At 34.5% G+C, this 12,950-nt stretch carries 13 protein-coding genes; 9 read left to right on the plus strand and 4 right to left on the minus strand.

What is annotated here, in order from left to right; translation table 11 throughout:
- Positions 1–77 precede the first annotated feature (77 nt).
- Both FG384_RS09135 and FG384_RS09140 read left to right on the plus strand, forming a co-directional pair.
- Positions 78–803: a Fic family protein gene (locus FG384_RS09135; protein ID WP_142642293.1), complete on the plus strand. Its 726-nt coding sequence runs from the start codon at positions 78–80 to the stop codon at positions 801–803.
- Between the two features lie 411 nt (positions 804–1,214).
- Positions 1,215–1,895, plus strand: a complete 681-nt coding sequence (locus FG384_RS09140; RefSeq protein ID WP_142642294.1) for a Dph6-related ATP pyrophosphatase — start codon at positions 1,215–1,217, stop codon at positions 1,893–1,895.
- 259 nt (positions 1,896–2,154) lie between these two features.
- Here the strand turns inward: FG384_RS09140 and FG384_RS09145 are convergent, their stop codons facing one another.
- Positions 2,155–2,646: a hypothetical protein gene (locus tag FG384_RS09145; RefSeq protein WP_142642295.1), complete on the minus strand. Its 492-nt coding sequence runs from the start codon at positions 2,644–2,646 to the stop codon at positions 2,155–2,157.
- 266 nt (positions 2,647–2,912) lie between these two features.
- Here FG384_RS09145 and FG384_RS09150 point away from each other — a divergent pair, with 266 nt between their 5' ends.
- Positions 2,913–4,220, plus strand: a complete 1,308-nt coding sequence (locus tag FG384_RS09150; protein WP_142642296.1) for a GHKL domain-containing protein — start codon at positions 2,913–2,915, stop codon at positions 4,218–4,220.
- Positions 4,221–4,281: 61 nt separating this feature from the next.
- Here the strand turns inward: FG384_RS09150 and FG384_RS09155 are convergent, their stop codons facing one another.
- Positions 4,282–4,815 (minus strand): ECF transporter S component, encoded by a 534-nt coding sequence (locus tag FG384_RS09155; RefSeq protein ID WP_205961771.1) that lies wholly within the window; start codon positions 4,813–4,815, stop codon positions 4,282–4,284.
- A 650-nt stretch (positions 4,816–5,465) separates the two neighbouring features.
- On the opposite strand from FG384_RS09155, the gene FG384_RS09160 reads away from it, so the two are divergent.
- The 6 genes from FG384_RS09160 (at position 5,466) to FG384_RS09185 (ending at position 11,247) form a co-directional block, all read left to right on the plus strand.
- Positions 5,466–6,215 (plus strand): methionine ABC transporter ATP-binding protein, encoded by a 750-nt coding sequence (locus FG384_RS09160; protein WP_142642298.1) that lies wholly within the window; start codon positions 5,466–5,468, stop codon positions 6,213–6,215.
- Positions 6,208–6,870, plus strand: coding sequence for a methionine ABC transporter permease (locus FG384_RS09165; protein WP_142642299.1), 663 nt, complete (start codon positions 6,208–6,210; stop codon positions 6,868–6,870). Before FG384_RS09160 ends, FG384_RS09165 begins: the two co-directional genes overlap by 8 nt.
- Before the next feature lie 18 nt (positions 6,871–6,888).
- Positions 6,889–7,716 carry a MetQ/NlpA family ABC transporter substrate-binding protein gene (locus FG384_RS09170; protein ID WP_142642300.1) on the plus strand — a complete coding sequence of 276 codons (828 nt, stop codon included), beginning with the start codon at positions 6,889–6,891 and terminating at the stop codon, positions 7,714–7,716.
- Between the two features lie 195 nt (positions 7,717–7,911).
- Positions 7,912–8,697: a nucleotidyltransferase domain-containing protein gene (locus FG384_RS09175; RefSeq protein WP_142642301.1), complete on the plus strand. Its 786-nt coding sequence runs from the start codon at positions 7,912–7,914 to the stop codon at positions 8,695–8,697.
- A gap of 814 nt (positions 8,698–9,511) precedes the next feature.
- Positions 9,512–10,120, plus strand: a complete 609-nt coding sequence (gene safA, locus FG384_RS09180) for a SafA/ExsA family spore coat assembly protein (RefSeq protein ID WP_142642302.1) — start codon at positions 9,512–9,514, stop codon at positions 10,118–10,120.
- 131 nt (positions 10,121–10,251) lie between these two features.
- On the plus strand, positions 10,252–11,247 hold the full coding sequence (locus FG384_RS09185) for a VanW family protein (protein WP_240793384.1): 996 nt from the start codon (positions 10,252–10,254) through the stop codon (positions 11,245–11,247).
- A 66-nt stretch (positions 11,248–11,313) separates the two neighbouring features.
- Here the strand turns inward: FG384_RS09185 and pgeF are convergent, their stop codons facing one another.
- Both pgeF and FG384_RS09195 read right to left on the minus strand, forming a co-directional pair.
- Positions 11,314–12,078 carry a peptidoglycan editing factor PgeF gene (pgeF, locus tag FG384_RS09190; RefSeq protein WP_142642303.1) on the minus strand — a complete coding sequence of 255 codons (765 nt, stop codon included), beginning with the start codon at positions 12,076–12,078 and terminating at the stop codon, positions 11,314–11,316.
- Between the two features lie 264 nt (positions 12,079–12,342).
- On the minus strand, positions 12,343–12,825 hold the full coding sequence (locus tag FG384_RS09195; RefSeq protein ID WP_240793385.1) for a GyrI-like domain-containing protein: 483 nt from the start codon (positions 12,823–12,825) through the stop codon (positions 12,343–12,345).
- Positions 12,826–12,950: the final 125 nt, after the last annotated feature.

Raw genomic sequence — 12,950 nt, forward strand, 5'->3', positions numbered from 1 at the left:
TTAATTTATATTAAGACATAGTATATAATAAGTATATTAAAAATATGAAAGCTAAGGCTTTGAGAGGAGCTGAAAAAATGTTCGAACAAATCGATTTAAAAAAGCATCAGCTGGATGCAAAACGACCACTTTCTAAATATACAGTCCAAAGTCTGCGTGAAAAGCTATTTTTAGAATGGACATACAACTCAAACGCAATCGAAGGAAATACATTAACAATCAATGAAACGAAAGTAGTCCTTGAAGGGATTACTGTCGGTGGCAAAACGATGCGAGAGCATTTAGAAGTCATTAACCATCGAGATGCGATTTCATATGTTGAAGATATTGTACGAAAAGAAGAGCCGTTTTCAGAGTGGCAAATTAAAAATTTACATCGTTTAGTGTTAAAGGGAATTGATGATGGTTATGCGGGCGTGTACCGTGATCAGCAAGTGTTTATATCAGGTGCTATCCATACACCGCCACCACCGTTTAAAATTCAGGAGCAAATGGACGCTTTAATGAGTTGGTATGACGGGGAAGCACAGAATTTACATCCAATCGTTCGAGGTGCAATGCTGCATGCCATTTTTGTAGGCATTCACCCGTTTATTGATGGGAACGGTCGTACATCAAGATTGTTATTAAACTTAGAGTTAATGAAATCTGGCTATCCTCCAATTATTATTCGGGTAGAGAATCGTTTAGCGTACTATAATGCTTTAGATAAAGCACATACGACAGAGGATTATACGGACTTTGTTGAACTAGTTGCGAAGGAAGTTGAAGCTTCATTAGATTTATATTTGAGTGCAGTATAAAAACCGCACTTACATTAGTTGCGGAGAACCGTATCACAAATAAGTGATACGGTTCTTTGCTTATGAAATAGGAGTAGATTTGTACAATTATTCATAAAAATATTTAGGACTATTTTGGTAATGTGGGGGATAAATCAAATCAAGATAATCTAAGTCTAGTAAATAAAAAAATTATAGTTTTTTTAGATAGTTAATAATAGAGAAAAATAATAAAATTATATTTGAGGATAGATGTATAAAATGTATGCGATGTTATAATTTTTGTCTTAATAAAACTATAAAAAGGAAAGGAGAAGCTACTAGATAAAATATCAAAAATAAATAGTCAGAGTACAAAGAATTCATAAAATATTGATAAATAGGTATTCAAAGTTATTTTTTGTATATATCTTGAGTAGTAGCGATAGAAAAATGAACAAATGGATTGATGGTGCAAAAAATAAAAAGTTCGTAGCATCATATAGTGGAGGGAAAGACAGTACTTTAGCATTATATAAAACTATGCAAGAAGGAACAGCCATAGGAATTATTGTAATGATGGAGGCAACTGGAGAAAGGTCAAGATCACATAGTCTTATTCCATCGGTGCTTAAAGCACAAGCAGAATCTATAGGACTTCCGCTTTACACAGGGGCTGCGACATGGGAGGGTTATGAAGGAGTTTTTGTAAAGCTACTAAAAGAAGCGAAAGAAATAGGAGCAGAGGTGCTTGTAACAGGTGATATTGATGTACCAGAACAAGATTGTTGGCATGAAAGAGTTACAAGCAGTGTAGGGCTTGAACTTGGTATGCCACTTTGGCAAAAGGGCCATAAAGATGTAGTAGAGGAGTTTATACATTTAGGCTTTGTAACAAAGGTAGTGACAGTTAATTTGAAAAAAGGAATGAAAGAAGAAGATCTTGGACGTGTACTTACTTTAGAATATATGAAAGAGTTAGAAGAAAGGGGTATCGACCCTTGTGGCGAAGCAGGAGAGTTCCATACTACAGTTATAAGTGGGCCACTTTTTAAACAAGATTTAAAGGTTAAAAATGGTGAGATTACGTCAAAAGGTGATTACATGTACCTAACATTAGAATTAGAAAATTAACATTTTGAAAATAACATCCATTGAAGGTGCAGTGAACCGTATCAAAAGTATTTTGTTAGATGTTTTTGTAGCATCACTTACGGGATTCTTAAAAAAGCTGAAATATACAAATTTCTTATAATTATTTATGTATATCTCAGCTAGAATCTCTTCAGTTAGTGTCTGCGAAATGGATCAAGTATTACTCTCAAAAATTTGGGATAAATAAAAACCCTATAAATTTTTTAATCTGAACTAATACAATGTTTTTCCATAACTTCTAACACCAAACTATAATTTTATAGGGTGTGGTTTGGGCGGGAATACTTCTTGTAGTAGGACCATAGATAACAATTAGATTTCGGTTTGCAGGATTTTTTGTAAAAGCTTGCCCATTTGTCAATAATATTGGAGTATATGGTGAAATATTTAATTTTAATTGCCCATCACTACTCACCAATTGACTATTAAAGTAATCTACTTTTACATTTTGATTAATACTATCTTTTACTACAACCAGTGCCCGATATTGCGGTGGGTAAATAAGAGGAACAGGGGCATTTCCATCATAGTATCCAGTTACCCTATCTCCTACTGTTACCATTACATGGTCTACAAAATAAGTAGTGGGTGACACTACGAAATTTACTAAAGACCCGTTTCCGTTATCTACAGACATTAATGTATAACAACCTTCCCCTTCACCATTAACCCCTATCATAAAATCACTAATCATGGTAACGGTACCATGAAACGCTTGAAAATTTACCATACTCAAACCTCCATCGCTATTTAAACATATACCAATGTATGTTATGCATTCCTATTGAAAATGGTCCCCCTCGGACGAATGGTATAAATAAAGGCAAAATTAAAAGTTAACTTAATTAACAAGGAGAATGGCATGACGATTTTTGACGCTATACTCCTTTTTGTATCTATTTCTATTTCATTATTGGAAGATTATCGTTACCATAAGGATATGAAATCCAGATAATCTATGTGTTTCAATTAATAAAGAAGGAAGTACCTGTTTTTATGAAAAATCGTAAAATAAAACTAATTTTAGTGTTATCTACTGTTTTATTATTATTGTTTACAAGCTTAAATGTCTTTACCTCTTATGTGAAGATGAAAAGGACGGTTGAAGAATCAATCGGAAACCAAAGTCTTGAAGCAGCAAAAACCATTGCGGCAGCAATAGATACAGATACATATCAGCAATTTTTGAATGACCCCGTGAGAAATGAATATTATTGGGAATTGAGAAGCTATTTAAATGATGCAAGAGAAAAACTGGGTGCTTTATATGTGTATACATTGGAAGTAGATAATCCTAAAGTATCGAAAGCAATGATAGCCGGAGTACCGAAGGAAATAGAAGAGGGCTTTATAATTGGAGAGGCTTGCACAGTACCCGAAGAGCAGGTCAAAAGAGCCTATGAAGAAAAAACATATGTAACAGGTGTAATTGAGGATTCTAGTTATGGCTCTTATCTTTCAGTTGGAGTACCGATAAAGGATGAAGCAGGAAAGGTGATAGGATACCTAGGAATTGATATTAGTGCAGATACACTCAATGATATCAAAGGGAAAGTACTGAAAAATAATATCCTCCTCTTCGTCTTTAATGGTGTTTTTATTTTGATCGTAGTAGGATCTTTTTTATTTTTACAAAGATGGTATCAAAAAGAAGTGACAAAGGAGATAGGGTATACAGAAGATACGTACCAAACAGAAATTAAAACATTAATCACCTCTGTCTCCTCTTTAAGACATGATTTCACCAATCATATTCAAGTTTTACACGGACTTCTTCAATTAGGGGAATCTGCTCAGGCACAACAATACGTAGAATCATTGTCTAAAGAAGTTCAGGCTATTGAATCTCTAAAATTTAATATAGATCACCTTGGTCTTTCTATATTATTGCAAACAAAGAAACTGGCTGCACAAAATTATAATATTGATATGGATTTTACAATTTCTCATGATGCATTCAATAAAATAAAAACAACAGATTTAATCAAAATACTATCGAATTTAATAGATAATGCCATTGATGCAACAATAGAATTACCTGAGGATGAACGTAAAATTACGATTGGCTGTGAAGCAGATGATACGCATTATGTATTTAAGATTACAAATACAGGGCCTAAGATTATGGAAAATGAACATATTTTTAAACAAGGCTATTCAACAAAAAAAATAGAAAAAGGAAAAATAAGAGGGCAAGGATTATTTATTGTGAAGGAAATAGTGAGTAAGTATAATGGAAAAATCTTAATCGATTCAACAAATGAATTAGAGACTACAGCTATTGTGGAAATCCCTCGAAAGTAATGAAAGTGAAAGCTCCCTACAACTTATTGTAGGGAGCTTTTTTCATATCTCTTTTTAATAACTATTTAAATAATGGAATTTTTTTCAGTACAACACAAACTGGAATGGCAATAAGAATCCCTACAACATTTTGAACTATGTTTCCAGGAATAGAAGCCACTGGTATAATCCAACTACCATATAGAACCCGTTCACAAATGTAATAAACACCTAGCATAACTGGAATTGAAATGATGGTAGCTAGTAGATTGAAAGCAATACTGTTTCCTTTGCGGCCGATTGACCAAGCAATTTTTCCGACTATATATCCTTGCAAGCCACGTGCCACAATGGTGAAGGGTGCCCATAATGTCCAACCAGATACTAAGTCAAATAAACCCATACCTATAGCACCAGCGAGTGCTCCTTTTTTAGGACCAAATAAGATGGAAGCTATAAAGAGCATAGCTGTTCCAAGATGCACTAACCCACCGTTTGCGGCGATAGGTAGTTTGATATTTAACAAGAGCGTAGCAACGAATACAAGTGCAATTAACATTGATGATAAAATTAAATCGAAAGTACGTGCGTTTGAATAGCTTGTTGTTTTTTGCATAGTTATAAACCTTCCTTATCTTTCTTAAATAGGCATCCAGGAATAACAGCGCAAGGTTGCTGTTTCCCATGAAATCCTTACTTTTTAAATTAGTTTTCACATTTACTGATTTACCTTAGCAAAGGATTGGTCTTTTTAAAAGTATCAATTTAGCAAAAAACTTAGGGGTCAGTTTATACAAAAAGCGCAAAGATTATATGTTGCATCATGAAATCAAGCGTTCAAGATTTTAAATAGGATAATTAACACAACAAAATAGACCTAGCGCGACGCATGAGACTCCTGCGGGAAAGCGAGACAGACGAGACCCCGCACAAAGCGTAGCGAAGGAGGAGGCTCGTCGCTCGCCCGCGGAAAGCGAATGCCAAAGCGCTAATTCTCTTAGCTTCAATTTAATAGAAAAATTAATAGAAAATTTATTAGAATACCACCTTTTCAGTGCCCTCAAAACTATAGGTGGTTTTTCAAAATCAAAGATAATCTCTGTCCATCAGTGTCCTAAAGTTCTAACTTACTGGTGGTCAGAACCTGTCGTTTGCAAGGCTTGTACTTTTGTTTACGAAATTATCTGCCAAATGACAGTCCCAGTATATTAGGCTATAATTAGAAACATTGTAATCACCCTTCAACTACTAGAAAGGGGTTTTTTTATGATTAAATTACATAATGTCAGTAAAAGTTTTTCACGGTTCCAGGCCATTAAATCTATACTTTTAACGATAAATAAAGGAGAGATTCATGGAATTATTGGAGCTAGTGGAGCAGGTAAATCGACCTTGCTGCGGCTAATGAATTTGTTGGAAGTCCCAGATGAAGGTGAAGTTGAAGTGAATGGTCAAAAGTTAACAAATTTGAGCAGCAAAGAACTTCGACAAGCACGGAAATCGATAGGGATGATTTTTCAACATTTTAATCTAGTGGCGAATAAAACGGTTTACGAAAATGTAGCTGTGTCTTTAGAATTGGCAAACTTTCCAAAGAAAGAACGCCGGAGCCGAGTACTGGAGTGTCTTCAATTTGTCGGATTGGAGAGTTTCGTGGAAAAATATCCCGCACAATTAAGTGGCGGACAAAAGCAGCGCGTTGCAATTGCAAGGGCATTAGCGAATAATCCGGAAGTTTTGTTGTGTGATGAACCGACCTCTTCTCTTGATCCTAATACAACTGCTGAAATATTAGGGGTATTAGACAATATAAATAAAAGCTTTGGTGTTACAATTGTCATCGTCAGTCATGAGATGGAAGTGATTAAAAGTATATGTAATCGAGTAACTGTAATGGCAGCTGGAGAAATCTATGACACTGCATTAATTGAACCAAAAGGGATTCAAAATCTAGATAATAGCCCAAGATATTTTATAGAACAATTAACAAAGGATGGTGATCTAGACCATGCCTGACATATTAGTTCAATATGAAGCTGAGATTTGGGCGTCTATTGGAAAAACCTTTGTAATGGTTGGTGTTTCTATATTAGCTGCGATTCTATTAGGACTCCCAGTTGGGACTTTACTTTTCCTTTGCAGGAAGGGTCAAAAGCTTGAGAACCGGATAGTTTTTTCCATATTAAATCTATTGGTAAATATTATCCGTTCTTTTCCGTTTTTATTATTAGTTGTTTTTTTAATCCCATTTACAAGATTAATCATTGGGACTGCCATTGGCACAGCGGCTGCAACAGTTCCACTATCGATAATAGCCATTGCGCATTATTCGAGATTAGTCGAACAATCTTTATTGGACGTTCCAAAAGGTGTAATGGAAGCGGCCATTTCAATGGGTGCATCTGTTAAGGAGATTATTTTTAAATTTCTTTATGTGGAGGCTCGTTCTGGACTAGTTCTCGGATTAACAACATCAATTATTAGTTTTATTTCCTATTCGACGATTATGGGAGTAGTCGGAGGCGGTGGTATAGGAGACTTTGCCATTCGGTACGGATATCAACAATTTAAAACAGAATTAATGATTTATATGATTATTATTATGGTCATATTGGTACAGCTCATCCAATTTACTGGAACAACTGTATCAAGAATGATTGATAAAAGATAAATAATAGGAGGAAAGAAAATGAAGAAAATACTCTTTCTAATTACAATGTTTATATTAATATTAGCTGGTTGTAGTCAAAAGAATGAGGCGAATGATAAGGGAAAAGTGAAAGATAATGATCAGGAAGAAGTGACATTGAAAGTAGCTTCTTTAATTCCCCCAATGACGGAAATGCTAGAACTTGTTAAACCAAAACTAGCAGAGGAAGGGATTAATCTTGAAATTGTTGTATTAAGTGATAATGTTCAGCCTAACAGCGCGCTTGCGGCAAAAGAAGTAGATGCGAACTTCTTCCAACATGTTCCGTATATGGAGCAATTCAATAGGAACAATGATGCAGAGTTAGTTCCAGTTGCACCGATCTATTTTGCGAATTATGGTGTATATTCTAAACAATACAATTCGATGGACGAATTACCGGAGGGTGCAGTCATCGCTATTGCGAATGATATTTCCAATATAGATCGATCATTGGCATTGTTAGCTCAACACAATGTTATCACTCTAAAAGAAAAAACAGGTCCATATTACACGATAGCTGATATTGTTGACAACCCAAAAAACTATAAGTTTGAAGAAGTAGATTTGTTAATGTTAGCGAGAATGTATGATGATGCAGATGCAGTATTCCTGTACCCTGCTTACGCTGCTCCACTTGGATTGACACCAAAAAGTGATGCTATCCTTACGGAAGGCATTGAAAATGACTTTGCGATTACGCTAGTAGCACGCAAAGATAATGCTGACTCAGAGGCAATCCAAAAGCTAGCTGAAGCTATGACGAGTTCAGAAGTACGCAAGTTTATAGAAGAAAATTATGATGAAACAGCAATACCGGCATTCTAATACAGATAAAAAAGGGCTATTCGAGTTGTTTTAACAACTGGGAATGGCCCTTTTTTATAAGAATGCAAATTTATATTATTGCTAATAAGTACTACCCAAAGATTTTTGGTTAAGGTATCGTTAAAAAATATGTTAAACGGAATAATACTTACATATTGATTAATTTGAAGGTCTAAATGAGAGAAGTGAATAGAAATGAATGAAATCATTAGAAAAAAATTAATAGAAATAGAAGAGAAGTTTCAAGTAAAGGTTTTGTATGCTGTAGAATCTGGTAGCCGAGCTTGGGGGTTTCCTTCAAAAGACAGTGATTATGATATTCGATTTATTTATATTCATCAACCAGAGTGGTATCTTTCTATAGATCCCCAGGGAATTGGTACTAAGAGAGATGTAATTGAAGTGCCAATCAATGATTTACTAGATATTAGTGGTTGGGAAATTACGAAAGCTTTGCAACTTTTTAGAAAAAGCAATCCACCTCTTTTGGAATGGCTGAGAAGCGATATTATTTATTTTCAAAGTTACTCATTTATCGATAAGTTGCGATCGTTAGAATCAGAAGTTTTTTATCCAAACGCTAGTTTGTATCACTATTTAAATATGGCAAAAAATAATTATCGAGAGTATTTGCAAGGATCAGAAGTGAAAATCAAGAAATATTTTTATGTACTTCGACCTGTATTGGCTTGTAAATGGATTGAGGAATACAAAAATGTGCCACCTATTGATTTTCATGAATTACTTAAAAACATGATTCCAGAAGGTAAATTGAAAAATGAGGTTGAACATCTTTTAAAACGAAAGATAATAGGCGATGAATTAGATATTGAGCCGAGAATCAATGTAATTAATGATTTTTTAGAAAGCGAAATGATTCGGCTTGAAGAGTACATTAAAACACTCACTGTTGAAATTGATGATCCAACTAAAAAACTAGATGATTTATTTAGATACACATTGAAAGAAGTTTGGGGATAAAAAAGAAGAAAATATTTCGATTTTGAACGAAGTGTCGCCGTTATAATACAACAGTGCATTTCTCAATAAAATCGATGCTTTTTTTTTAAAAGATAATTACTTACTCATTTCTAGAAAATCGTTGAAAAAGGCGACACTCCAGCGGGAATAGCGTTAGTCGAAGTCCCCGCAGCGAAGCGAGGAGGCTGAGGAAACGCCCGCGGAAAGGGAGGGCACTGAAAAAGTCACTTTTTTTCAAAAAATAAAAACGAAATCCCATAATTCCTTCACTTTTTAGGGTGTTTATGGGGACGTCATGCCAATTTTGATACAAATATACTTCTCAAGTGGTGACTTTATTTTCTGAATTTTGGTTTTTCAGTGGCCTCCGGAAAGGGAGCCGTTTCAACGATTTTCTTTTTGATTGGAATATTAAACAACCTCATCTGAATTCAGGAGCGTAGCGAAGGTACTGAAGAACTGTCTATTTTCTAAGGTAAATATTTTTTCATTTCAACGATTTCTTCTCTATTGGGTTATTGTACCTAGTTTCTCGCGGGAGGCATCCACAAAGCTCCTAAGTGAATACTATAGGGAATACTTAGTGAAAGTAATATATATAGTCGAATTTTCATAGTAATATTTCCCTGTTATAGTTATATTTCAAACATATTACCAAACTTTTTATAGGGAAACGTTGTATCTCAAGTAATTTAAAATTGTTTATTTCACGTGTAATGAAATTGTAAAAATCCTTCCATATATTTAGTGGTGAATTACTATACGAAACTATTTACCATAAATAAATAAATAAAGTACTGGAAGGATTGATTTGATGTTTAAAAAAGTAAGTAAGGTTGCTATTGCTTCAGTTGTATCTATATCTTTACTATTACCAACAAGCGCTATGGCAGATAGTTCATATTCAGTAGTTACAGGAGATACTCTTTGGAAAATTGCAATGAAAACAAAAACTGGAGTACAGGAATTAATCGATGCAAATCCACAGCTTGCTAATCCTAATCTTATCTACCCAGGGCAAAAGATTAATGTTCCTACAAAAGAACAAGCTAGTGTAGAACAAGAAGTAATCAAACTCATTAATATTGAACGAGCAAATGCTGGACTTCCAGCTTTGAAAGATGATTGGGAGCTTGCTAGAGTGGCAGAGTACAAGTCTCAAGATATGCATGACAAAAAATATTTCGATCACACAAGTCCAACATACGGTTCACCGTTTACAATGATGAAAAACTATGGAATTACATATAAATCAGCTGGAGAAAATATTGCAAAAGGTCAAAAGACTGCAGCTGAAGTAGTGAAAGCATGGATGAACAGCGATGGTCATAGAGCGAATATCCTTAGTAAAAACTTTACGCATATTGGAGTAGGATATGTGAAGGACGGCAATTACTGGACACAAATGTTTATTCAAAAATAAGAGCGTTTTTACAAGGGTACTTGGTGATAAATTTCCAGCCAGTGCTTAAAATCATCTAAATTAAACACACTATCATTACTACTTGAATAAGATGTCTAATGGAAATACCTTATAGCTAGGAGTACGATAGTGTGAAAAGATGGTTTGTTGCAGTAGTAATTTTATGTTCCATAGGACTGGCTGGTTGTCTAGAAAAATCAGTAAATGAAGAGTTAGTAGCAAATGATGATGAACAGAAACAACCGATGGAGGAGCAAAAAACACCCGTAACTTATAACAAAGAAACTGAAAAGACAAAAGAGCCTTTAGTTGTAAATATCATTGATCCAAATACGTTAGAAATAATTAAAACGTTGTCACCACAAGATTTAGGGTATGAAGAAGATATCGAAACATATAAAAAGGAAATTGAACAATTAGCTTATGAATTGGCAAGAGGTACAGAAACAGAAGCTGGTTATGATAAGAAAATGGTTCTTGATAAAGTGGACGAAGATGGTCAGATTATTAAAGGAAGCCCAAGGATTATTTTAAAAGAAAGTGAATTGGTAGATAGGGTTTTAGAGGCATCAATTACAGGTAACGACGTTAAAATTCCCTTGTATGTGACAGAAAGTAATTATTATGTGGAAGATATTCCTCTTTTAGAGGACGTATTAATTGCTTCGTATACAACTTATTTTAATCCCTCGGATGTAGACAGAAACAAAAATATTGAACTTTCAGCAAATGCTATTAATAATGTAGTCGTTGGAAGTGGGGATATTTTCTCGTTTAATATTATGACAGGACCAAGAGTTGAAGAAAATGGCTACAAACCCGCACCGGAAATAATAAATAAGAAACTCGTCATGGGTATCGGTGGAGGTGTTTGCCAAACTTCCTCTACACTTTTTAATGTAGTCGATCAACTACCAGTAAAATATGTGGAAAGACATCATCATTCATTAGACATAGGATACGTACCAAAAGGAAGAGATGCAACTGTTTCATATGGTACATTAGATTTCAGATTCCAAAATACAAGTGGGGCACCTTTTTTAATAAAAGCAATTTATGACAATGGATCTTTGACGATAGAAGTAAGAACTTCGAAGAAATATGAAGATACTTTTATTGCAGAGTGATTCTGTAAAGAAAATGTGAAAGCACATCAATGTCTAAAATTGATGTGCTTTTTTGTTATTCTAAGGTTAGACACCTTTTTTCATTATAAAACTAAGGTGTCTACCACATTGTTTATCTTGACGATAGGAGAAAGCATCCGGGTTTAAAAACGTACACGTCGGATCAATCGTAATTTGTTCAGCTGGTATACCAGCCAGCTCACATTGCTTTTTTACGGTTTGCTGATTGTCGATGTGATACTTGTTGGTTTGCCCGTTGTAATACATAAAATCATCCGCATATCCAAGATCTTTGAACTTTACATACACATCTTCATCAACTTCAAATTTTTCCTGGCTCAACGCTGCACCAATCTGAACATATACATCGCTCATATTACAATGTTCCACTTGCTTTAAGTATTCAAAAAAGTTCAAGGAAATTTCTTTGACTGTACCTTGCCATCCAGAATGGATTACACCAATAAGGCCGTTATTTTCATTGTAAAAGATCACTGGGACGCAATCGGCAGTAAAACTGCATAATAACAAATTTGGCTCGTACGTATATAAGGCATCTGTATCCGCAATTGCCGTATCCACTCGATCAGCGCCTCTCCCTTTATCCTCAAGGGTTACCCGATGGAAATTTGAACTATGCGTTTGATTGGCACAAACGAAGTTCCCTAGCTCGCAATGCAAGGAAGCAGCTAATTTCTTACGATTTTCCAATATACTATTTGGGTTTTCACATGCATGAAGAGCCATGTTGTTGCTTTCAAATTCGGCTGAATCTTTAATCGTCATTCCTGCTATGAATTTCTCATTGTTTAAGTATATGTTTGTCTTCATATCATCACCTTGTTTAAATATATAATAGTGACCTGCAGATGTATAGCGTAGTATAAAAAGTGATTTTTTTTCCTGTTAACAAAGGATATGTAAAAAGCCTTTAGGAATTTTTCCGAAGGCTTCAATGAGCCGCTAGTTTCTTTTAAAAGTTCGTTCTCAAGAATAATTTGTACTTCGACATGTTGAAATCTTAAGAGAAAGGCTTGGTTTATAGTCAACCAAGCCTTTTACTAAAAGTAAAGAGTAGAAATATCTAATCCCTTACTAGCTTTCAATGGGAATAAACAGATCAATTTCATTAGTTGAATTTTCCGGTTCATATCGGTCATCCCATAGTTCCATGTCATACCCAATTGGTTTATAGCCATTTTCATTCATCCATTTTCCATATAAGTATTCGTATGTTTTGTGTAGATCTGCTTCAGGTCCTTTATGTGTATAGGCTGCATAAAGGTTCTCCGGAATGGTATGATGGATCGCTCCCTCTGGGACATCAGTTGAATGTGATACTTCAAAAGCAATAATTTGTGTAAATTTATCTTTAAATGCGTTAAAATCCTCTTTCATTGGATAAATTTGAATTAAGTAAATATGATCTCCTACTTTATTCAAAATCTTATCTGAAGTTTCCTGTAATCTAGTTAATGCTTTTTTGCATAAGTTTCCTGCCTCTATTTCCTGAAGATTCGCTTCAAATGTATATCCAATTACTTGAAACGATTTTTTCTTAATAATTTTTGGTTCCAAAACGGTCATCTCCTTTATAATTCAAATGTTATTTATCTACTAGAACAGCCTAGTAGTATAAATTAAAGCTGTTTTTGGTGCTGTGATTCCTTTATGTACACTCCTTTCATTTTTTTCTTCAGTTT

Source organism: Psychrobacillus vulpis (assembly GCF_006861825.1).
In the GTDB taxonomy this organism is placed as follows: domain Bacteria; phylum Bacillota; class Bacilli; order Bacillales_A; family Planococcaceae; genus Psychrobacillus; species Psychrobacillus vulpis.